At 69.5% G+C, this 21676-nt stretch carries 21 protein-coding genes and 3 pseudogenes; 16 read left to right on the top strand and 8 right to left on the bottom strand.

The window, feature by feature from the left end:
* Positions 1-27 precede the first annotated feature (27 nt).
* The 5 genes from DDV73_RS02705 to DDV73_RS02685 all read left to right on the top strand — a co-directional run bounded on the left by DDV73_RS02705 (position 28) and on the right by DDV73_RS02685 (position 6890).
* Positions 28-1038 carry an iron ABC transporter substrate-binding protein gene (locus tag DDV73_RS02705; RefSeq protein WP_109505705.1) on the top strand — a complete coding sequence of 337 codons (1011 nt, stop codon included), beginning with the start codon at positions 28-30 and terminating at the stop codon, positions 1036-1038.
* A gap of 59 nt (positions 1039-1097) precedes the next feature.
* Positions 1098-2612, top strand: a complete 1515-nt coding sequence (locus DDV73_RS02700; RefSeq protein WP_240617069.1) for an ABC transporter permease — start codon at positions 1098-1100, stop codon at positions 2610-2612.
* Positions 2600-3649: an ABC transporter ATP-binding protein gene (locus tag DDV73_RS02695; protein ID WP_109505703.1), complete on the top strand. Its 1050-nt coding sequence runs from the start codon at positions 2600-2602 to the stop codon at positions 3647-3649. Before DDV73_RS02700 ends, DDV73_RS02695 begins: the two co-directional genes overlap by 13 nt.
* Positions 3646-6186, top strand: a complete 2541-nt coding sequence (locus DDV73_RS02690; protein ID WP_109505702.1) for an AMP-binding protein — start codon at positions 3646-3648, stop codon at positions 6184-6186. Before DDV73_RS02695 ends, DDV73_RS02690 begins: the two co-directional genes overlap by 4 nt.
* A 68-nt stretch (positions 6187-6254) precedes the next feature.
* A complete protein-coding gene (locus tag DDV73_RS02685; RefSeq protein ID WP_109505701.1) occupies positions 6255-6890 on the top strand; it encodes a DUF2238 domain-containing protein in 636 nt (211 codons plus the stop codon).
* Between the two features lie 71 nt (positions 6891-6961).
* Here DDV73_RS02685 and DDV73_RS02680 read toward each other — a convergent pair whose 3' ends face one another.
* Complete coding sequence (locus DDV73_RS02680) at positions 6962-7243, bottom strand: Fe-S cluster assembly protein HesB (protein ID WP_109505700.1); 282 nt, start codon at positions 7241-7243, stop codon at positions 6962-6964.
* Between the two features lie 109 nt (positions 7244-7352).
* Between DDV73_RS02680 and DDV73_RS02675 the strand changes: the two genes are divergently transcribed.
* Positions 7353-7790 (top strand): OsmC family protein, encoded by a 438-nt coding sequence (locus DDV73_RS02675; RefSeq protein ID WP_109505699.1) that lies wholly within the window; start codon positions 7353-7355, stop codon positions 7788-7790.
* A gap of 19 nt (positions 7791-7809) precedes the next feature.
* Here the strand turns inward: DDV73_RS02675 and DDV73_RS02670 are convergent, their stop codons facing one another.
* The 3 genes from DDV73_RS02670 to DDV73_RS02660 form a co-directional block, all read right to left on the bottom strand.
* Positions 7810-8352 (bottom strand): calcium-binding protein, encoded by a 543-nt coding sequence (locus DDV73_RS02670; protein WP_109505698.1) that lies wholly within the window; start codon positions 8350-8352, stop codon positions 7810-7812.
* 82 nt (positions 8353-8434) lie between these two features.
* Positions 8435-9136 carry a peptidylprolyl isomerase gene (locus DDV73_RS02665; RefSeq protein ID WP_109505697.1) on the bottom strand — a complete coding sequence of 234 codons (702 nt, stop codon included), beginning with the start codon at positions 9134-9136 and terminating at the stop codon, positions 8435-8437.
* A 30-nt stretch (positions 9137-9166) separates the two neighbouring features.
* On the bottom strand, positions 9167-9895 hold the full coding sequence (locus tag DDV73_RS02660; protein WP_109505696.1) for a YwaF family protein: 729 nt from the start codon (positions 9893-9895) through the stop codon (positions 9167-9169).
* 179 nt (positions 9896-10074) lie between these two features.
* Here DDV73_RS02660 and DDV73_RS02655 point away from each other — a divergent pair, with 179 nt between their 5' ends.
* Both DDV73_RS02655 and DDV73_RS02650 read left to right on the top strand, forming a co-directional pair.
* On the top strand, positions 10075-11142 hold the full coding sequence (locus DDV73_RS02655; RefSeq protein ID WP_161962267.1) for a DUF2855 family protein: 1068 nt from the start codon (positions 10075-10077) through the stop codon (positions 11140-11142).
* Positions 11143-11152: 10 nt separating this feature from the next.
* On the top strand, positions 11153-11704 hold the full coding sequence (locus DDV73_RS02650; RefSeq protein WP_109505694.1) for an isochorismatase family protein: 552 nt from the start codon (positions 11153-11155) through the stop codon (positions 11702-11704).
* Here the strand turns inward: DDV73_RS02650 and DDV73_RS02645 are convergent.
* Positions 11691-12413 carry a VOC family protein gene (locus DDV73_RS02645; RefSeq protein ID WP_109505693.1) on the bottom strand — a complete coding sequence of 241 codons (723 nt, stop codon included), beginning with the start codon at positions 12411-12413 and terminating at the stop codon, positions 11691-11693. The genes DDV73_RS02650 and DDV73_RS02645 overlap by 14 nt on opposite strands.
* Before the next feature lie 95 nt (positions 12414-12508).
* On the opposite strand from DDV73_RS02645, the gene DDV73_RS02640 reads away from it, so the two are divergent.
* From DDV73_RS02640 to DDV73_RS02630, 4 genes are all read left to right on the top strand, one after another.
* Entirely contained in the window at positions 12509-13498 is a 990-nt protein-coding gene (locus DDV73_RS02640) for an RNA polymerase subunit sigma-70 (protein ID WP_109505692.1), read from the top strand.
* A 4-nt stretch (positions 13499-13502) separates the two neighbouring features.
* A complete protein-coding gene (locus DDV73_RS28350) occupies positions 13503-13757 on the top strand; it encodes a hypothetical protein (RefSeq protein ID WP_170126001.1) in 255 nt (84 codons plus the stop codon).
* Positions 13758-13778: 21 nt separating this feature from the next.
* Positions 13779-14225 carry a DUF6069 family protein gene (locus tag DDV73_RS28345; protein ID WP_206050668.1) on the top strand — a complete coding sequence of 149 codons (447 nt, stop codon included), beginning with the start codon at positions 13779-13781 and terminating at the stop codon, positions 14223-14225.
* A 155-nt stretch (positions 14226-14380) separates the two neighbouring features.
* The gene (locus DDV73_RS02630) at positions 14381-15151 is read left to right on the top strand and encodes a class I SAM-dependent methyltransferase (protein WP_206050667.1); all 771 of its coding nucleotides are present in this window, start codon (positions 14381-14383) and stop codon (positions 15149-15151) included.
* A gap of 30 nt (positions 15152-15181) precedes the next feature.
* Here DDV73_RS02630 and DDV73_RS02625 read toward each other — a convergent pair whose 3' ends face one another.
* Positions 15182-17332 carry a PASTA domain-containing protein gene (locus DDV73_RS02625; protein WP_154402580.1) on the bottom strand — a complete coding sequence of 717 codons (2151 nt, stop codon included), beginning with the start codon at positions 17330-17332 and terminating at the stop codon, positions 15182-15184.
* Between the two features lie 195 nt (positions 17333-17527).
* Between DDV73_RS02625 and DDV73_RS02620 the strand changes: the two are divergent.
* Positions 17528-18093: pseudogene (locus DDV73_RS02620) on the top strand (dihydrofolate reductase family protein).
* Between the two features lie 29 nt (positions 18094-18122).
* Here DDV73_RS02620 and DDV73_RS02615 read toward each other — a convergent pair.
* A complete protein-coding gene (locus tag DDV73_RS02615) occupies positions 18123-18875 on the bottom strand; it encodes a class I SAM-dependent DNA methyltransferase (protein ID WP_109505689.1) in 753 nt (250 codons plus the stop codon).
* Positions 18876-19012: 137 nt separating this feature from the next.
* Here DDV73_RS02615 and DDV73_RS02610 point away from each other — a divergent pair, with 137 nt between their 5' ends.
* On the top strand, positions 19013-19768 hold the full coding sequence (locus DDV73_RS02610; RefSeq protein WP_109505688.1) for a class I SAM-dependent methyltransferase: 756 nt from the start codon (positions 19013-19015) through the stop codon (positions 19766-19768).
* Between the two features lie 217 nt (positions 19769-19985).
* Positions 19986-20187, top strand: a pseudogene (locus DDV73_RS02605) (ISL3 family transposase); the annotation flags it as partial.
* Positions 20188-20236: 49 nt separating this feature from the next.
* Here DDV73_RS02605 and DDV73_RS02600 read toward each other — a convergent pair.
* Entirely contained in the window at positions 20237-20743 is a 507-nt protein-coding gene (locus DDV73_RS02600) for a DinB family protein (RefSeq protein ID WP_015882578.1), read from the bottom strand.
* A 163-nt stretch (positions 20744-20906) separates the two neighbouring features.
* Here DDV73_RS02600 and DDV73_RS02595 point away from each other — a divergent pair.
* Positions 20907-21652, top strand: a pseudogene (locus DDV73_RS02595) (ISL3 family transposase); the annotation flags it as partial.
* Positions 21653-21676 lie beyond the last annotated feature (24 nt).

The following is a 21676-nucleotide window of genomic DNA, read 5'->3' as shown; positions in this document are numbered from 1 at the left end:
ATTGAGCGAAGTGAGGTCAGGGGCCTGATGAGTGTTGCCAAGAAACTGCTGGTCGGAGCGACCGCGCTGGTCGCGATCGCTCCCGGGCTCACCGCGTGCAGCGGCGACGAGGACGCGCTCGTCATCTACAACGCCCAGCACGAAGAGCTGATCGAGGCGGTCGCCAAGGCCTTCGAGGAGAAGACCGACATCAACGTCGAGCTCCGCAACGGCAAGGACCTCGAGCTCGCCAACCAGCTGGTCCAGGAGGGGAGTGCGTCGCCGGCCGACGTGTTCCTCACCGAGAACTCCCCGGGCATGACCCTGGTCGCCGAGGACGGGCTCTTCAAGCCGCTGCCGCAGAAGATACTCGACCAGATCCCGGCCGGCTTCCGTCCCGCGGACGGCTCGTGGACCGGCTTTGCCGCCCGCTCGACGGTCTTCGTCTACAACACCGAGCAGCTGACCGAGGCCGAGCTGCCCGCCTCGATCATGGACCTGGCCGATCCAGAGTGGCAGGGCCGGATCTCCTTCTCACCGACCGGCGCCGACTTCCAGGCGATCGTCAGCGCCGTCCTGGCCACGGAGGGGGAGGAGGCCACCCAGGAGTGGCTGGCCGGCCTGAAGGCCAACGGCACCGTCCTGGACGGCAACAACGTCGTACTCCAGCAGGTCGACGACGGTGAGATCGAGGGCGGCATCATCTACCACTACTACTGGTACCGCGACCAGGAGGAGAACGGCGAGAACAGCGACGACTCGCAGCTCCACTACTTCGGCAACCAGGACCCCGGCGCCTTCGTGAGCGTGTCCGGCGCCGGCATCCTCAAGGGCGGCAAGCACGACGCCGACGCGGAGAAGTTCATGGAGTTCCTGGTCAGCCCCGAGGGCCAGCAGGTGATCGCCGACTCCTACGCGCTGGAGTACACCCTCAACCCCGAGGTCGACCTTGGCCGCGACGTGAAGCCGCTGTCCGAGCTGCAGCCGCCCACGGTCGACATCGCCACGCTCAACAGCCCCCAGGTCGTCGAGCTGATGCAGGAAGCCGGGTTCCTCTGAGCACGCCGGTAGCCCTGCGCCGCGGATGGTCGCTCGCGAGGCGGCCTGGCCACCCGCCGGTGCTGCTCGTCCTGGCCGGGCTGCTGGTCGCCGCGCTGGCACTCCTTCCTTTCGGGTACGTCGTGGTGTACGCCGCCACGCTCAGCCCGCAGGACGCCTGGGACCTCGTGGTCCGTCCGCGGGTCGGCGAGCTGGCGACGAACACGCTGGCGCTGATGGGCGGCGTGCTCGCGGTCACCGGGCTGCTCGGCCTCGGCTGCGCCTGGCTGGTCGAGCGCACCGACCTGCCGCTGCGGACGCTGTGGCACGTGCTGCTGGCCGCGCCGCTCGCCGTACCCGCGTTCGTCAACTCCTACGGCTGGGTGTCGCTGACCCACGACGTCCAGAGCTACCGCGGCGCGGTGCTGATCGTGTCGATGTCGTACTTCCCGCTCGTGTACCTGCCGATCGTGGCCGCGCTGCGGATGCTGGACCCCGCCCACGAGGAGGTGGCGCGCTCGCTCGGCTACGGCTCGGCGGCCACCTTCCGGAGGGTGCTCCTCCCGGGCGTGCGTCCGGCGCTGCTCGGCGGGGCGCTGCTGGTGGCGCTGCACTGCCTGGCCGAGTTCGGTGCGCTGCAGATGCTGGCGTACCCGACCTTCACCACCGCGATCTTCGACCAGTACGCCTCGGCCTTCAGCTCGGCCGGCGCCAACGTGCTGGCCTGCCTGCTCGGCCTCGCCTGCCTGCTGCTGGTGCTGCTGGAGCTGCGGCTGCGGGGTGGCCGGGCGCTGGCCCGGGTCGGCGAGGGCGCCCGGCGCCCGGTCGAGCGGGTCCGGCTCGGGCTGTGGCGGCTGCCGGCGCTCGCGGCGCTGACCGGTCTGATCACGCTGGCGCTCGGCGTACCGATCGGCAGCCTGGTGCACTGGCTGGTCGTCGGTTCCTCGACCGAGTTCCCGGTCGGTGACCTGGTCTCGGCAGCGGTATCGACGGTCAGCCTGGCCGCGGCCGCGGCGGGGGTCGCCACCGCGATGGCGCTCCCGGTCGCCTGGCTGGCGGTGCGCTACCGGGGAGCGGCCAGCAACGTCGTCGAGCGGACCACGTTCATGGCCCATGCGCTGCCTGGCATCGTGGTCGGGCTGGCGCTGGTGACGATCTCGATCCGGTACGCCCAGCCGATCTACCAGACCGTCCCGGTGCTGCTGGCGGCGTACGCGATCCTGTTCCTGCCACGCAGCGTCGTGAGCATCCGGGCCAGCCTCGAGCACGCGCCGCCGGTGCTGGACGAGGTGGCGCGCAGCCTCGGCCTCGGCCGGCTCAAGGCCGCCTGGCGGGTGACCGTGCCGCTGATCCAGCCCGGCCTGGGCGCGGGGGCCGCACTCGTCTTCCTCTCGGTCTCGACCGAGCTCACCGCGACCCTGATGCTGGCGCCGCTCGGAACCAACACCCTGGCCATGGAGTTCTGGTCGAACTCGTCCTCGGTCAAGTACGGCGCGGCCGCGCCGTACGCGCTGCTGCTGGTCCTGCTGTCGCTGCCGGCCACCTGGCTGCTCGCGACCCGTGCCACCGGAGGCGGCTCGCGATGGCTGCAGTGACGATGACCGGCATCACCAAGTCGTACGGCGCGCAGCGGGTGCTCACCGGCATCGACCTGACCGTCGCCGACGGCGAGCTGGTGGCGCTGCTCGGCCCGTCCGGCTGTGGCAAGACCACGCTGCTGCGGATCATCGCCGGCTTCGCCGCCCCCGACGAGGGCACGCTCACCGTCGGCGACGACGAGCTGGTCGGGGCCCGCGGGTCGGTGCCGGCCGAGCGGCGCCGGATCGGCTACGTGCCGCAGGAGGGCGCGCTCTTCCCGCATCTGCCGGTGCGCGGCAACATCCTGTTCGGGCTGCCGCGCCGCGAGCGCACCGCTGACCGGCTCGCCGAGATGATGGAGCTGGCCGAGCTGCCCGCGCACCTCGCCGCGTCGTACCCCCATCAGCTGTCGGGCGGCCAGCAGCACCGGGTCGCGCTCGCGCGAGCGCTCGCGCCGCGGCCGCGGGTGATCCTGCTCGACGAGCCGTTCGCCGCGCTCGACGCTGCCCTGCGCGAGAGCGCCGGCCGGGAGGTGACTCGGCTGCTGCGCGCGGCCGGGACCACCGCCGTACTCGTCACCCACGACCAGTCCGAGGCGCTCTCGCTGGCCGACCGGGTGGCGGTGCTGCGCCACGGCCGGCTGGCCCAGGTGGCCGACCCGGTCGGGCTGTACACCGCGCCCGCCGACGTCGACATCGCCAGCTTCGTCGGCGGCGCGAGCGTGCTACCGGCATCGCTGCAGAACGGCTCGGCCCAGTGCGTGCTGGGCGATCTCCGCGTCGAGAACCCCGGCCCCACAGGGGAGGGCCGGGTGCTCGTCCGTCCGGAGCAGGTACACCTCCGGCCGGCCGCAGCCGGTGCGAAGGATGCCGTCGGCGTGGTCACCGAGGTGCGCTACTTCGGCCACGGCGCCCAGGTCCGGGTCGAGCTGCCGGGCACGACGCCGCTGCTGGTCGCTCGGGTCGCCGGCGCCGAGCTGCCCGCGGTCGGCGACAAGGTGTACGTCGAGGTGCAGGGACCGGTGCGCGCCTATCCCGGGGAGGCGCCGGCATGACCGCCGTACTCACCGAGTCCTCGCTCGACCCGATCGCACTCTGGCGGCGGCGCCGGTCGGCGACCGCGCTGGTCACCCCGGACGCCCAGGTCTCGTTCGCCGAGCTGGCCGACCGGGTCGAGGCCCGCCTCGCCGAGCTGGGCGGCACCCGTCGGCTGGTCCTGGTCGGCGGCGCGAACGAGGTCGAGCCGCTGGTTACCTACCTGGCCGCGATCGCGGGCCGTCACCCGGTGCTGCTGACCGCCGGTGACGCGCCGGAGACCACGGCGGCACTGGTCGAGCGCTACCGGCCCGACGTGGTGCACCGCGGTGACGCGGGGGAGTGGCGGCTCGAGGAGCACGCCGACGGCACCACCCACGACCTGCACCCCGACCTCGCGGTGCTGCTGAGCACCTCGGGCAGCACCGGCTCGCCGAAGCTGGTCCGGCTGTCCCACGAGAACGTGCACAGCAACGCGGCCGCGATCGCGGCGTACCTCAGGATCGGCGAGGACGACCGCGCCGCCACCACGCTGCCGATGCACTACTGCTACGGGCTGTCGGTCGTGAACAGCCACCTGCTCACCGGCGCCGGCCTGATGCTGACCGAGCGGTCGGTGGTGGAGGAGGAGTTCTGGGCCGAGTTCGCCGCCGCGGGCGCCACCTCGTTCGCCGGCGTTCCGTACACCTTCGACCTGCTCGACGCGTCCGGCTTCGCCGACCGCGAGCTGCCGACGCTGCGCACGGTCACCCAGGCCGGCGGCCGGCTGGCACCGGACCGGGTCCGCCGCTATGCCGAGCTGGGGGAGCGGCGCGACTTCGAGCTCGTGGTGATGTACGGCGCCACGGAGGCGACCGCGCGGATGGCCTACCTGCCACCCGAGCTGGCCCGCACCCGGCCGGAGTGCATCGGGGTCGCGATCCCCGGCGGCGAGCTGCGCATCGACCCCGCCGGTGAGCTGGTCTACGCCGGCCCCAACGTGATGCTCGGGTATGCCGCCGCGCCGGCCGACCTGGCGCGCGGCCGCGAGGTCATCGAGCTGCGCACCGGCGACCTTGCCCGGCAGCACGACGACGGGCTGTTCGAGATCGTCGGCCGGAGCTCGCGGTTCGCGAAGGTATTCGGGCTCCGGCTCGACCTGGACCGCACCGAGCAGCTGCTGGCCGAGCGGGGCATCACCGCGCGGGCGGTCTGCCACGACGACAACCTGTTCGTGTTCTGCCGCAACGGACGTCACCAGGCGAAGGCGCGGGAGGCCGCAGCCCGGGTCTGCGGCATCCCCGCCCATGCCGTGCGCACCGCGGTCGTCGCCGAGTTCCCGGTGACGCCGACCGGCAAGCCCGACCACGCGGCCCTGGTCCGGCACGCCACCGAGCTGGACCGTCCGACGGTGCTCAACCGCGAGGACCTCACGCCCGACGACGTCCGGCTGCTGTACGCGCGGCTGCTCGGCCGCCCCGACGCCACCGCCGAGGACTCCTTCGCGTCCCTCGGCGGCGACTCGCTGTCGTTCGTTGAGGTCTCGCTGCAGCTCGGCGACGCGCTCGGCACCCTGCCACCCGACTGGCCGCACCTGTCGGCGACCGCACTCGCCGGCCGGGCCCGCCCCTCGGCGCGGGGCCGTGCCTCGGGGATGGTCAGCCGGCTGCTCGGGAGGCTGGTCGCGGTCGAGACGGCGGCGGTGCTGCGGACGGTCGCGATCGTGCTGATCGTCGCCTCGCACGTCGACCTGATCAACGTGATGGGCGGCGCCCACGTGCTGCTCGGCATCGCTGGCTACAACCTCGCCCGGTTCCAGCTCGGCGGTCAGGACCGCCGGGAGCGGGTCGCCGGGCTGCTCCGCTCCGCGCGCGAGCTGGTGGTCCCGACCGTCGTCTGGGTCGCCGGCGTGGCGATCGTGACCGGGAAGTACCACCTCGGCACGGTGCTGCTCGTCAACAACCTCGTCGGCGCCCGGCACTGGAACACCCAGTGGCACTTCTGGTTCCTCGAGGCGCTGCTGTGGACCAGCCTCGCGCTGGCCGCGGCGGTCGCCGTACCCGCCGTACACAGGGTCGAACAGCGGCATCCGTTCGGCTTCGCGCTCGGACTGCTGGCCCTGCTGTCGCTGCCGCGGTTCGCGCTCGCCGGCATCACGGCGGGCCCGGTCGAGCGGTACGCCGTCCTCGGCGCGGCCTGGGTGCTCGCGCTCGGCTGGCTGATCGCGCGCGCCAGCACCACCTCGCAGCGGGTGGTCGCGTCGGTAGCGGTGGTGGTGCTGTTCGCCGGCTTCTTCGGCGACCTTCAGCGCGAGGCGCTGGTGATGGCAGGCCTGATGGCGCTGGTCTGGATCGGGCAGGTCCGGCTGCCCTGGTCGGTCGCGCAGGTGGTGGCCGTGGTCGGCGGCGCCACGCTGTTCGTCTACCTCACCCACTGGGTGGTCTATCCGCCGCTGGAGAACCGCGGCCATCCGGTGCTCGCGATCGTCGCGTCGTTCGCGGTCGGCATCGCGGCGTGCCGTGCGTACTCGACCCTCCGTCGCCGGGTCCACGGTCGGCAGTCCTCCTTCGCGTCATGACTGGGCGACGATGAGACACTCGTTGTTCCGCGGGAGTTTCTCGTGGTGTCGACATCCAGTAGGGAACCGTGACCGAAGTAGCGTTATCGAGCCAGGCAACGCCGGCCGGCGTCAAGACCGCCAACATCACGGCCAAGGCGGGGCTAGTTGTTCTCCTCGCCTTCGCGCTCCTCTTCCCTGACCTCGGGCACATGCGAGACAAGGCCGCGGGGCTGCGGGCAGTCGGCTATCCACTGGCATCCTTCGCCGTACCTGTCCTGTGGTGGATGTACTGGAAAGACCGCATCAGCTACCCGTCGATCCCGGACTTGCTGGTGACGATCACCTGTTTCACCGACGTCCTGGGCAATCGGATGAACCTCTACGACACGGTCGAGTGGTTCGACGACTGGATGCACTTCATGAACACCGGCTTCCTCGCAGCCGCAGTCGTCCTGCTCACGCTGCCTCGAACCAGCACGCGTCCCCGCGTCATTGAGCGCTCTCTGGCTTTTGGTGCCACTGCCGCGATCGCATGGGAGATCGCGGAGTACTACGCCTTCATCGCAGGTTCTACCGAACGCCAGTTCGCATATACCGACACGCTCAGTGACCTCGCTCTAGGAACACTTGGCGCTCTCGTCGCCGCGTGCGTCGTTCACCGGCTGTGGCATCAGGGCGAGTCGCCCAATCGCGCACCGCTGTCACTCAACTCATCGACCTGAGCCCCACTGCCTCAACGGACGAATGGCGGCGACCGAGCCGGTCGCCGCCACCCTGCCTTTGTCTTCTACGGTCAGGGTTGGGTGAGCAGCGAGAACTGCACCTTCCCGCCCTGGTCGAGCGTGGCGTCGAGGACCTTGTCGTCGAGCTGGCCGGCGGCGACGCCGTCGAGATAGACGGTCGCGCCGTCCTGTTCCACCACCTGGTCGCCCGGTTCGGGCTGCTCGGCGGTGACCACGGAGAACGCCGGTTCGGGCGCTCCCTCACTGGTGATCCGCAGTCCTGCGGTCTCGATCGCGCTGCGGGTCGCGATGTCCTTGACGATCGTGCTGGCGTTCTCGGTGAGGGTGAGCACAAGCTCTCCTTCCGATTGCGGGCATGACCATTTCACCCTTGCTCGGTAGGCCCGACTTCTCAACCGGGCGCCGATCCCGGGCGTGTCGGCATCTGGCAGGGTTGCCCTCATGAGCGACGACACCCTGCGAAGCATCGAGCTGTCTCGGATGGGCGAGGGCCGCTACAAGGCCGTCAACCGGCGCGGCGGCGTACTCCCGATCGGCAGCGGCGACGACCCGGACTTCACCCCGGTCGAACTGCTCCTCGCGGCGATCGCCGGCTGCAGCGCGATCGACGTGGACCTGATCACCGGGAAGCGGGCGCAGCCGGAGTCGTTCGACGTCCGGGCCGAGGGCGACAAGATCCGCGACGAGCAGGGCAACCACATGGCCAACCTCAAGATCACCTTCGACGTGGTCTTCCCCGAGGGCGAGGCGGGCGACGCCGCTCGCGGCGTGCTGCCGCGCTCCATCGAGCAGTCCCGCGACCGGCTCTGCACGGTCAGCCGGACGGTGGCGATCGGCGTACCCATCGAGTACGTGCAGGTTGCCCGTACCACTCCCTGAGTACGCCGACCGCGGCAGCTCAGTTGGACGAGTCGTAGACCACTTCGCAGCCGTAGAGCGTGTCGGCCGGGTCGGGTGCGCCAGGGTAGAAGACCGCGTCCGGGCCGGCACCGCAGAAGAACGTGTCGGGGCCGTCGTTCGACGCGGCGAAGATCTCGTCCTTGTCCGGTCCGGCGAAGACCAGGTCGCGACCGGCGCCCGGTTCGAAGGTGTTCTTGCCGGGGCCGCCTCGGAGCTCGTCGTTGCCGGGTCCGCCGTACAGGAAGTCATGGTCGGCACCGCCGAGGAGACGGTCGTTCCCCTGCCCACCGTAGATAGTGTCCTTGCCCCCACGGCCCTCGAGGACGTCGTTTCCGCGGCCGCCCTGCAAGGTGTCCCAGCCAGTCAGCCCGACGAGCCTGTCGTGGCCGGCAAGACCCTTGATCAGGTCGTTGCTCGTCGTGCCGATCAGCGTGTCGTTGTGGGGCGTGCCGGTGATCCGGACGGGATCCTCCTCGGCGAACGCCGGCGCGGCCACGCCGACTGCCAGGACTGCGACTCCGGCCATGATCAGCTTCTTCATCTGGTTCCCCCTTGGTCGAGCGACCACGGCCCGTTGCCGTGGTTCGCTCGTTCAGATGCGGGGACTCGCGAAGAAGTTCTGACTACTTCACCGAGGTGATGGCGACCTTCTCCTTGGGCGCGCCGTCGGGCCCGCCGGTGTCGGTGCCCTTGGCGGCGATCGCCTGCACGATCCTGATGCTGGCGGTGTCGACCTTGCCGAACACGGCGTACGCCGGCGGCAGGCCGCTGTCCTTGTAGACGATGAAGAACTGCGAGCCGTTGGTGTCGGGGCCGGCGTTCGCCATCGCGAGGGTGCCGGCCGGGTAGGTCTCCTTGCCGGTCAGCTCGTCGGCGAAGGAGTAGCCGGGGCCACCGGTGCCGGTCGCCGTCGGGTCGCCGCACTGCAGCACCGAGAGCCCACCGCTGGTCAGTCGGTGGCACTCGGTGTCATCGAAGTAGCCCTGCTCCGCAAGCGACACGAAGCTGTTGACCGTGCACGGGGTGGCGCCTGCGTCCAGGACCGCCTTGATGTCGCCCGCGCTGGTCGAGATGGTGAGGTTCTTCTTGCCGGTGACGGCCGGGTCGGCCGGGGGAGGAGTCGCCTCCTTGGCCGGCTCGGAGCCGTCCACGACGTACTCGCAGGCACCAGCGGGCTCAATGTCCTCCGGGCTCTCGCCGGAGCCGGGGACGGTGTCGCTGGTCTCCTCCTCCTTGGCGGTGCGGTCGTCGCCGTCGTCGCTGCAGGAGACGAGCATGGTCAGGGCCAGCAGCGCCGCCAGGACGCCGAGAAGTCGCTTGAGCATGGCGTTGATGGTAGGGCAGGGGTCCAGCGGCTACTGCGCCGCCTGCGAAGTCGCGTCTCGCGGGGCCGGCTGCTGTCGCCGGGTCCACGGCCAGGTCATCAGCGCCCAGACCGCCGCGCAGAGAAGGATCTCCACGCCGAGGTAGACCGGCCAGGGCCCGAAGTAGTCCAGGATCGACGGGTTGCTGGGCTTGCGGTTGACGAAGCCATAGTTGGTGTCGATGGCGAGGTTGATCAGGAACACCGTGACCATCCAGCCGGCAGTGACCGCGACCGTGCTCCGGAAGCCGGCCCAGGTGGGGTGGATGCCGAGTCCCCAGGTCAGGTAGATCGCGGCGTACACGATGAGGAAGTGCATCGCCCAGAAGCCGAAGAACTCCGGCGACGGGAAGCCGTGGGACAGCGCGGGCGTGGCGAGAGCCTGGGTGGTGAGCAGCAGGCCCCAGAAGTACGAGATCGCGCACAGCGTCCGGTTGCGGGTCCACAGTGTGGGGATCGCCAGTATCCAGGCCCAGTCACACAGCTGGAGGGGGAGCGAGCCGCCGAGGTCGAACTGGCCCGGTGACATCTCCGCCAGGTGGAACGGGACCATGATTGCTGCGATCAGCAGCGCGAACCCCTTGGAGACGGTCGGCTCGAGGTCGGTGCCGCGAACCCGTCGACCGATCATCACGACCGGCACCAGGAGCGCGAAGAAGACCACGAGCGTGAGCTGGTGAGACGTGCCGAACGGCTCGAAGTCGGCGGCGAAAACGGTCATGACTCCAGCCTGATGTCACGGAGGTACGGCGGCAACAGGTCGACGTACTCAGTTGTCGGTGGTGCCCAGTAGCGTGCGAGATGTGGACGACAAGAGGTTCGACCAGAGGTTCGACCAGAGGTTCGACCAGAGGTTCGACCAGAGGTTCGACCAGAGGTTCGACCAGAGGGTTCGACTTGGTGGTCCGGCGCGATGACTGGGCCGAGTGCGAGACGCGGGCGGGGGAGCCGGGCGGTGAGCTCGCGCCCGGCGAGGCGCGGTTCCGCATCGAGCGGCTCGCGCTGACCTCCAACAACGTGACGTATGCGCTGATCGGCGAGCAGATCGGCTACTGGCGGTTCTTCCCGGCGGCCGATGGCTGGGGGCGGGTGCCGGCGTGGGGCTACGCCGAGGTCGTCGACTCGGCCGCCGACGCCGTCGAGGTGGGCGAGCGGTTCTACGGCTTCTGGCCGATGTCGAGCGAGGTGACCCTGGAGCCGGTCGCTCGCGGGCGGACCGTCGTCGACAGCGCCGCGCATCGACGCGAGCTGCCCGGCCTCTACAACACCTACCTGCCGGCTGCCGCCCCCGACACCGAGACCGAGGAGCTGTTGTCCCTGGTCCGACCGCTGTTCACCACGGCCTGGCTGCTCGACGACTACCTCGCGCTCGAGGGATTCCGCGGCGCCGCGACCGTCCTGGTGTCGAGCGCGTCCAGCAAGACCGCCGCCGCGATGGCGTGGTGCCTGGCGCAGCGCTCGGAGCGGCCGCACGTGGTCGGCCTGACCTCGGCCGGCAACAAGGAGTACGTCGCCGGGCTCGGGACCTACGACGAGGCCGTCGCCTACGACGACATCGCCTCCGCCGACGTCGCCGGTCCGGTCGTGCTGGTCGACTTCGCGGGCCGGCCCGGTCTGCGGACCGCGATCGGCGACCGCTTCGGACCGGAGTTTCGCTGGCTGATCGGGGTCGGCATCACCCACGCCGCCGGCGCGGCCGAGCTGAGCGGGGGAGCGGCGGCGGAGTCGGAGTTTTTCTTCGCGCCGACCTACCTGGAGCGGCGTACTGCCGAGCTGGGTGCCGCCGAGCTCCGCGGTCGGATCGGCGCGGCCGAGTCGGCCTACGTCGACGCCGTCGCGCGCAGCTGGCCGATCCAGCGGGTGGCCGGGCCCGACGCGGTGCGCCAGGCGTGGCTCGACCAGGTCGCCGGCCACGCCGACCCCAGGGGAGGTGTCGTGCTCACGTTCGCCCAAGAACCGCTTGAGTAGAGGAGATGGCATGTCCACACTGGCCGACCGGCCCGCCACCGCGCTGCTGGTGATCGACGTACAGAACGGCGTCATCGACCAGTCCATCGAGCGCGACGCCACCGTCGCCAACTTCGTGACGCTCGTGGAGAAGGCGCGTGCCGCGGAGACCCCGATCGTCTGGGTCCAGCACTCCAGCGACGAGATGCCGAAGGGGAGCGATCCCTGGCAGTACGTCCCCGAGCTCCCGCACGGGGAGTCCGACGCGGTGGTTCACAAGAACTTCGGCGACGCCTTCGAGGCCACCGACCTGGAAGAGGTCCTGGCCGCCGCCGGCATCGGTCACCTGGTCGTCGCGGGCTCCCAGAGCGACGGCTGCGTGCGCGCGACCATCCACAGCGCCTTCACCCGCGGCTACGACGTGACGCTGGTCGGCGACGCCCACACGACCGAGGACCTGACGGCGTACGGCGCGCCGGCACCCGCCGATGTCGTCGCCCACACGAACCTGTACTGGCGATTCATGGGCGCTCCCGGCAAGACCGCTGCCGTGACCGAGACCGCTGAGGTCAGCTTCGGCTGAGGACGCAGAACTCGTTGCCGTCCGGGTCGGCAAGCACCACCCAGTCGACGTCACCCTGACCGATGTCGAGCCGGGTCGCGCCGAGTGAGATGAGCCGGTCGACCTCGGCCTGCTGGTCGCCGTCGGCAGGGGGAGCGAGGTCGAAGTGCAACCTGTTCTTCCCGAGCTTCGGTGCCACCGGGGGACCGCCCCAGGTGATCTTCGGGCCGCCGTGCGGGGACCGGATCGCGGTCTCCTCGTCCTGATCCCAGACCAGTGGCCAGCCCAGGGCCTTGCTCCAGAAGTAGCCGACCTCCTGGGTGCCGTCGGAGGCCAGCGCGCCGATGAACCCGCAGTCGGCGAGGAAGTTGTTGCCCGGCTCGATGACGCAGAACTCGTTGCCCTCGGGGTCGGCGAGCACCACGTGCTCCTCTTCCGGTAGCTGGCCGACGTCGATGTGCCGGCCGCCGAGGCTCAGGGCTCGGTCAACCGTCGCCTGCTGGTCCTCGAGCGAGGCGCTGGTCAGGTCGAAGTGCATCTGGTTCGGACCGGCCTTCTGCGCCTGACTCGGGTTGAAGCGGAGCCGGAACCCGGTGTCGTCGTTCGGCCACAGCTCGACGCTGCCCTGCGCGCCGTCGTGCACCTCGAAGCCGAGGACGCCGGCCCAGAAGGCCGCCAGCTGGGCCGGGTCGTTCGCATCGAAGCTGAGCGCAAAGAGCTGAGTGGTCATCGCAGCTCACGCTAGGGCCGGGAGCTCGCCGGAGCAACGCGATTAAGAGTGATGAGTTGTCGCGCCAGTACCCGTCATACGTACGACGGGACAGGATGAGACGGAAGGATGACGCGATGGATACGGACATGCGGCTGGTTGACGAGTCGGCGTTCTCGGGGCTCGCGGAGCGGCACCGGCGCGAGCTGCACGTGCACTGCTACCGGATGCTCGGGTCGTTCGAGGACGCCGAGGACACCGTGCAGGAGACGTTCCTGCGTGCCTGGCGGCGGCGGGAGACCTTCGAAGGGCGGTCGACGTTCCGGGCCTGGCTGTACCGGATCGCCACCAACGCCTGCCTGGACCTGCTCGCCAAGCGGCGCCCGGAGCCCGCGACCGGCGGCGAGGTGCTGTGGCTCCAGCCGTACCCGGATCGGCTGCTCGACGAGCTGGCCGCGGGTGAGGCGGACGAGCCCGAGGCCGTCGCCGTCGCGCGGGAGACGACCGAGCTGGCGTACCTGGTCGCGGTCCAGCACCTCGCACCGCGCCCGCGGGCCGTGCTCATACTGCGCGACGTGCTCGGCTGGCCGGCGAAGGACGTCGCGGAGCTCCTCGGGGACTCCGTCAACTCCGTGAACAGTGCGCTGCAGCGGGCCCGCGCAGGCATGCGCGAGCACTTGCCGGCTGAGCGGCAGGACTGGACCGGGGGCGAGGAGGACGCCGCGACCCGCGACCTCGTGCGCCGCTACACCGACGCCAGCGTGGCCACGGACGTGAAGAGCGTCGCCGCGCTGCTGCGCGAGGATGTCCGCTTCTCGATGCCGCCCACGCCGGGTCTGTACGTCGGCCGCGACGCGGTCGTGAGCAACTGGATCGGGGAGGGCTTCGGGACCATGGAGCGCCTCCGCAGCGTCCTCACCTCCGTGAACCGGCAGCCCGCCATCGCCTTCTACGACTGGCGGGAGCAGGAGGGCGCATACCTGCCCTTGACGATCGACGTGCTGCGCATCACCGGTGGGGCGATCGCCGAGATCGTCACCTTCCACGAAGACCAGTTCCCGCGGCTGGGGCTCCCGGAGCGCCTGCCGACCGACGGTACCGAGTAGTCCCGTGCGCACGATCGCGCTGCGCGGAGGGGCGCGGGTCGCGGTGGTCGCAGGGGAGTGGCACGACGCGTTCGGCGTCATCGCCCGTGGCCGGGTGCAGCTTGAGCTGCGCGACGGCGAGCTCGGACCGGTGCTCGGACGTGATGCCGGGTTCTGGCTCCGTGGCACGGGTGTCCGCGCCCTGCGGAACCCCGGCCGCCGTACGGCCGAGGTGCACATCGTCACCCCAGCCGCATCCCATCAATCAGCTATCGAATGACGGAGGAATGAGATGCACAGCATGAACGACACAGCAGTAGTCGCACGCCCGGCGTCGGGTAACACCAGCAACGTGCACCGACTACGTGGGCTGGCCGGCACCGGCCTGGCCGCCACCTGCGCAGCCATCGCGGCCACCACGATCGTCGCTGCACTGGCGCGGGCCGCCGGCGTCGACTTCGAGATCACCGAGGGCGGCGAGACGATCCCGTTGGGCGGGTTCGCCGTGGTGACCGGCTTCTTCTCGGTCGTGGGCATCGTCATCGCCGCCGGCCTCCTGCGCTGGAGCGCCCGCCCCGCCGAGAGATTCGTGCAGACCACGGTGTCGCTGACCGCGATCTCGTTGGTCCCGCCACTCATCTCCGGGGCCGCCGCGGCCACCGTCGTAGCCCTGATCGGACTGCACCTCGTCCCAGCTGCGGTGATGATCCCCGCCCTGGCGCGGAGCCTGCGCACCCGGACCGTCTGAGGATCCAGTGCCGCGCACCGCATGGTGCGCGGCACTGGCCGATCTCGCGGGCTATCGGAGCGGCTGGGAAGTGCCCGTGGTGGAGTCCCAAGGGACGCGCTAAGTTCTGCTTCGTGGCGACTGCAGACGACTCACGGGAGGCGACGAGCTCGCACATGAACAATCCTGGGGATCCGAGCCATGCTTGGCCAGAACTCGCTCCAGACTACGAGCGGGCGCGAAGCAGGGACGACTCGTTAGAGCGGCTTGTCGAATGGCCTGCGCAGCGAGCCATGCTGGGCAGCATCAGCGGGCGGTCGGTGCTCGATGTCGGTTGCGGCAACGGCGGCAAGCTCGCCGAGCTGGTCGGAGAGGGTGCGACCGCTGCCCTAGGTGTCGATGTCAGCGGCAACTTCCTGAGTGCGCCGCCGCCTGGAATGGAGTTCATTCGAGGCGATCTCAATGACCTGGATTCGATGCCAGAGCTCTCCGGTCGCACGTTCGACCGCATCTTGTTCCTGCAGTCCTTGGGATACGCGAGGGATCCCGTCCGAACCCTCCGAGCGGCCCGGGCGATGCTGGCCGACAATGGATTCATCCTGCTGACCAGGACCCAACCGGTCCGATATGCCGTCGAACGGGCCGAGCAGAACGGCACTTCGTTGGGCGAGGAGTACTTTTCCCAAGCCTCATACACCTACCGCACTGGATGGAACGAGCAGATCGCCCTTACGAAGCCCACCTACACAATGTCTGATCTGATCAACGTGTTCAGCGCGGCCGGGCTCTGGATCGAGACCGCAGACGAGCCGCAGTTGTCCGAGGCCGCCAGACGCCGTTACCCGCACAAGCAGGCGTGGATGAACAAGTACCTCGGCATCCTGATCTTCAAGCTCCGGCCCCATCACGGCCGGGGAGACCTCTCTCGTTCCTGCCACTCGGGATAGATGCTCCAGCCGTTGCCCCGACCTAGGTCGTCACTCCTCCGGTGTCCCGGTGAGCACCGGATCCACCAGGACTGCGTCACCGAACTGCGTGGACTCGACCGAGTCCACAACGATCCGGATCACCTCGGCACCCGCACCGTCGCTGAGGTCGGCCGAGAATTCGCGCACGATGCCGTCCGTGCCGTCGACGGAGGCCCGGACCAGCTCCAGGGTTTCGCCGTCCGGCATCACCGCCTCGATGACCACGTCTGCGGTTCCGGGGCCGTCGGCGAGGAAGCCCACGCGAGCGATGAGCAGGTCTCCGTCGATCAGCGCCGCGGGAAGCTCGAACTCACCGGCCACCACGCCGCCAGGTACCTCCTCGGGATGCATGCGCAGGTCGTCGGAGGCGGGGGTGCCGTCCTCGAGGTTGTCCGAGGTGAGCAGGGCTAGGCCCCGGGTGGGGTCGGAGTCATCGCCGAAGTCGATCTCTCCGGTTTCTGTCGACCAGGTCGCGTCCTCCGCGGCCTCGGCCAGGTCAAAGGGCGTGGTCGGACCGGTCGACACCAACAGGGTGATCGGATCATCGCCGACTGCCTCCGTGCCGTCGGCGGGGTCGGTGCCGATCGCATCACCCGAGGGGACCTCGTTGTGCGCCACCTCGCGTGTGTCGACCTCGGTAAAGCCCGTGTCTTCGAGCAGGTCCTCGGCGTCGGCCCCGGAGAGTCCACCGACGTCCGGCACGACGATGGGGCCGCCGCCGTCGCCGCCATCCTCCTTCGGGCCCTTGGAGATGACCAGGGCGACTGTTTCGCCGCGAGCCAGAGTGGTCCCGGCCTCCGGCGCCGACCTGATCACCTGTCCGGCAGGGACCGCGTCATCGAAGATGGGTTCGGTACGCCGGGCCTCCAGGCCCACGTCATCAAGTGCCTGCTCGGCCTCGTCAGCGGTCAGCCCCACAAGGGCGGGGACCACCGGCGCCTTGCCCTCCGGCCCGGAGGAGACGAACACCTTGACCGTCTCGCCGACCTCCACGTCCGTGTCGGCGGCCGGGTCGGTGCGGGTGACCAGCCCGGCCTTGACGTCTTCGCTCTTCTCCCGTTCGACGTCCGCCTCGAGTCCTGCCGCCTCGATCTTCTCCACAGCCTCGGCCTGCGGGTCGCCTGCCACGGCCGGCACCGCAGCTGTCTCAGCGCCGGTGAAGTACATGACCGCGGCGACAATCAGGCCGATCAGTGCGATGACCGCGACTGGGAGCCAGCGCGGGAACACCGGCTTCTGGATCCGGGTGCCGGTCAAGGTCTGGGTGTCGGCCTGACCGGGCTGCGCCGTACCCGCCCATGCTCCGGCGGCGTGGGTTGGCCCGCCGTCCGGTGGCCCGCTCGTGTACGGCGTACCGCTCAGTGACGTGCGCACGTCCACCGTGAACGGCAACGTCTGGGGCGCTCCGAACCAGCTCCGCTTGGTCTGGCCGGTCAAGGTCTCGGTGGCCATCTGGCCGGGGGCCAACGCGGTCGCGGTCGCACCACCGCGGAAGCCGATCTCCCGGGTGGGGTCGTCGGGGCTGGCGAACACCTGCACCAGGGCATTTCCCCGGTTCTCCAGGCGGAGGCTGTTGTTGAACCTGGTGCCCCGCCCCTTGGTGCGCGCGGGATCCAACGCCGCGGCGACGTCGGCGAACCCGGCCACGGTGACCGTGCCCTCGATCTGGTCGCGCTCCGGACTCACCGTGGAGGCGACCTCGACGATCCAGCGGTGCGATCCGGCGTTCGGCTGGACCGCCCGAGGAGGAGCGAACGTCACCTGGGTGCGCGCCTCGTTGCCTGGATAGACCTGAAGCTGGGGGACCGACACGGTCGCGAAGAAGGCGGCCTCGCCGCCGACCCGGACGACGAACTGCTCCACCAGCGAGCCGGTGTTGCGGACGATGACCTCGAAGATGCCAACCTCGCCTGGCGCCACGTCGAGGTGAGTGTCCGAGACCTGCATCGCCAGTCCGGTGGTGACCTTGCCGACTGGCGGGCGGTCGGCCGGCCTGCGCTCTTCGGCGGGCTGGCGGCCGACAGCTTCGGGCGACGGCCGGACGGGGTGGATCCGGGTCCCGATCCTCGTCTGGTCCCAGCCGACGTACACGCCGCAGGAGTCACAGAATTCCGCGCGCGGCTCGATCTGCCCACCGCAATCCGGGCAGACGTCAGGCATATGCACCCCCAAGGGACTGGAATCTCCATGATGATCTGCCCAATGTGATCCGGCATGCCCGATCAGGCGAAGTCTGGGGCAGTGCTAGGAGGAGGCTGGCGCGGTGGTCAACCAGGCGTCGTGTGGTCTGACCGATGAACTTTCCGCGCCATGTTGGCCTGTACGCCGATTGCCGACTCACGGGAGGCTGACGCCATGCGGACGCTGACCTTTGGCATGAACGTGAGCCTCGACGGCTACATCGCCGCGCCCGGTGACGACCTCGGCTGGAGCGTGCCAAGCCACGAGGTGTTCAAGTTCTGGTCCGACCGGGTAGGGGCGACGGACCTGGCGCTGTACGGGCGCAAGGTGTGGGAGGCGATGAGCTCCCACTGGCCGACCGCCGCCCAGCAGCCCGGCGCCACACCGGCGCACATCGAGTTCGCCGGCCGCTGGCTGAACATGCCCAAGGTGGTGTTCTCCTCCACGATCAGCACGGTCGACTGGAACGCCCGCCTGGTCACCGGTGACGCGGTCTCCGAGATCACCCGGCTCAAGGCCGAGGATGGCGGCCCCATGGACATCGTCGGCGCCACCCTTGCCGCGGCGGCGATGCGGGGCCGGGCTGATCGACGAGTACGTGTTTGGTCACCCACCCGGTCCTGGTGGGCAGCGGGATACCCTTCTTCACGGTCCTGGACAACTGGGTGAACCTGAAGCTGGTAGAGACCCGGACGTTTCCCGGCGGCGTGCTCCTGACCAGGTACGAGACCAGGCGCTGAGTACTGGGCCGCTGGCTCGCTGCGCCGGGTCAGGCTGACTCGCAGATGCACAGTTGAAGCGCCGAGGTTCCGGTGAACGGTTGACCGGACCAGTCGCCGAAGCGGTCAACGAGCTGTAGCCCGCCGAGCGAGATGACCAGGGGGAGTTCCTGGGGAAAGATGCTCCGGATCTCCAGCGGGACAACGACAAAGTCAGGCTCTGCCGCAGTCGAGAAGTGCCAAGTTCCACGAGTGACTTGGTCAGCTGCGTCGTACTTTTCCGCGACATCGACACTCACGTCGCCGCGGTCGGGGTCCACGAACGACAACGACTCCCGGGTACGCCGTACGCCATCAGCATCGGACAGGAGACCCACACTCGGATTGAAGACGTCGAAGACGAACCGCCCTCCGGGTGCCAAGTGCTTGCGCACCGACTCGAAGCAACTCGCCAGGCTTGCCGCTTCGTGCAGATGGAGCAACGAGTTTGCTGCGATGAACACGAGGTCAAATGTGCGTCCCAGATCGAACTCGCGCATGTCGCCCTGCACCCATTCGACCGCGACGCCGCGCTCGCCGGCCTTGCGCTCGGCCTCGGCCAGCATCTGCGCTGAGAGATCTACGCCGACGCTTGGTCGCCCATCCGCGGCGATCGGAATGAGCTTGTCTCCGGTGCCGCACCCGAGTTCCAACACGGTCCCGCCTTGCCGCTCGGCCTGAGCCCTGTAGAACTCAACCGCCGGCCCGCTGCCGGGGAACATCAGGTCATAGATCTTCGAGTGCGAGTAGAAGTCCTCACTCATGAAACGGACATCCCTTCGTTAGTTCGTGTGGCTGCCTCCATTGTTCCGGCGACCGCGACGTGTGGATGTGGGGGAGAGGCCAATTGGCCTCGGGATACCCGCTGTAGAGGTCGACGTCATCCATCCAAGATGGATCCATGGTGACCGGTGACATGCCCCATCGCTGGTACGAGGACTACGAGCGTGGCCGGCCGGGCTACCCGGACCAGGTCGTTGACCTCGCCGAACTCGCGTCGCCTGCGATGGTGCTGGAACTTGCTGCGGGCACGGGCAAGCTCACCCGTCAGCTGGCTTCGAAGATGGCGCACCTGGTGGTCGTCGAGCCGGACCCTGGCATGCGTCGCCTGCTTGTTCCGGCTTGTCCAGGCGTCGAGGCGATCGACGGCACTGCGGAACGGATCCCGCTCGCGAACGACGCGGTCGACGCGGTCTTCGTCGCCCAGGCCTTCCACTGGTTCGACAACGAGGCCGCATTGGCGGAGATCGCACGCGTCCTGCGACCGGGCGGGGCCCTCGTGGTGATGTGGAACGTGGCGAACGGACCGGTCGTCCCCTCCGTCACGGCCGTCGAAGAACTTCTCGCGCCGATCTGGCCTCAAGACTCCGGGTTTCCGCTCGACATGATGAGTGGCGCCTGGACACCCGGTGCCTGGAACCTGCCCTTCGCCGAAAAGACTTTCAACCAGATACGCGAGGCGCTGCTGGCGAATCGTCAGACCGTCGACCCGCAGGCCCTGGTGGCCTTCTTCGGCTCCATGGGCTGGATCGCGAATCTTCCTGACGAGGAACGGCAGCCACTCGTTGACGCCATGAGGTCTCACCTCACAGCCGCTGAGTATGTGCTGCCCTGGCAGACACGCGTGCAGTGGACTCGGCTCAGCGCACCGAGGTGACCGGCGCGTCGCTGCTGGGGTAGTGGTTCAAGCCCAGCCGCGTTGATTCATCTGACGCAATATGCAGACTACTGGACACGCTGCGTATCAAGTCCGATCGTATTCGGCCCTGATCAGACGGAGGAGCAAACTGGCTCTTCGCAGTTGAGGGTGTAGTCCGGTCGGCGCGTCGGTGGCCGGGTAGGGGTCGAGGTCTCCCGAGGATGGAGGTGACTATGATCTTGGGCTCGAAGTGCTCGGGCAGCGGTTGGAGCCCGATCGGGCGATTCTCCGGTGCCGGGTTGTCGAGCCCGTCAGATGGTGTCGTCGCTGCGGATGCCAGGGCGCGGCCAGGGACACGGTGGTCCGGCGGTTGGCGCACGAGCCGTTCGGGTGGCGGCCCACGGTGTTGGAGGTCAGCCTCCGCCGATACCGGTGTAACGCCGCCTCCGACGACCGGAACACGGACCGACGACGTGCCGCGAGCCGTCAGTCGCCGACGCTGCCGTCGATCATCTCGCGCAGGATGTCCGCGTGGCCCGCGTGCCGGCCGGTCTCCAGGATCACGTGCAGGTACACCCACCGCAACGTCAGCTCCCTGCCCCGCGGTGCGTAGTCGAGGCTGTGCTGGGCGGCGATCTCGCGGGAGCGGTCGCACTCCGCCTGGTAGGCGCCGATGACGTCGTCGAGCTTCTCGTTCGGCTCCAGCCGCAGGTCGGCCTCCGGGTCTGCGTCGGTCCACGGCGGCGTGGGCAGCTCCGCGGCGGGGATCTGCCCGATCTGCTCGGCGAACCCGCCCAGTTCCACCCACCGCAGGTGTTTGATCAGGCCGCCGAGGTTGGTGCCGGTCGGCACCGGGCTGCGCCGGGCGTCCTCCTCCGACACCCCGCGGGCCTTGCGCACGACGGCGTCGCGCAGGTAATCCAGGAACGTCTCGAGCTGCTCGCGCTCGCTGGCGGCGACCACGCTGCCGAGGATCTCACTGGGTCTAGTCATGGCCCGAACGTAGCACGCGGGCCGACCCTCGCACCGGGGGCTATTTGGGCTCTTCGCAGTCGCAGTTGAGGGTGTAGTCCGGTCGGCGCGTCGGTGGCCGGGTAGGGGTCGAGGTCTCCCCGAGGATGGAGGTGACTATGCCGTCCATCTGGAAGACCTCGACGTGTCTGACGCTACCTTCGCCCGCCCTGACCTGACCACGTTCGCTCGTCTTGATGATCTCGGGCTCGAAGTGCTCGGGCAGCGGTTGGAGCCCGATCGGGCGATTCTCCGGTGCCGGGTTGTCGAGCCCGACAGATGGTGTCGTCGCTGCGGATGCCAGGGCGCGGCCAGGGACACGGTGGTCCGGCGGTTGGCGCACGAGCCGTTCGGGTGGCGGCCCACGGTGTTGGAGGTCAGCCTCCGCCGATACCGGTGCACCGGGTGCGGTCACGTGTGGCGCCAGGACACGTCGCGGGCCGCCGAGCCGCGGGCGACGCTGTCGCGACGTGGCCTGTGGTGGGCGCTGGAAGCCCTGGTTGCCAACACCTGAGTGTCGCCCGCGTCGCCGACGCTCTGGGGGTCTCGTGGAACACCGCCAACGACGCGGTCCTGGCCGAGGGCCGCCGGGTCCTGATCGACGATCCGCACCGCTTCGACGACGTGCAGGTCATCGGCGTGGACGAGCACGTCTGGCGGCACACCCGGCGTGGCGACAAGTACGTGACCGTGATCATCGACCTGACGCCGATCCGCGACGGCACCGGGCCGGCGCGGCTTCTGGACATGGTCGCCGGCCGCCCCAAACAGGCGTTCAAGGCCTGGCTCGCCGAACGGGACAAGTCCTGGCGCGACAATATCGAGGTCGTCGCGATGGACGGGTTCACCGGGTTCAAGACCGCCACCACCGAAGAGCTACCCGAGGCTGTCAACGAGTTCAGCGCGGCCGGGTTC

The organism is Nocardioides speluncae, assembly GCF_003121585.1.
Lineage (GTDB): Bacteria > Actinomycetota > Actinomycetes > Propionibacteriales > Nocardioidaceae > Nocardioides > Nocardioides speluncae.
The sequence above is the reverse complement of the archived record's forward strand: the minus strand, read 5'-3'. Positions and strand labels throughout refer to the sequence as shown.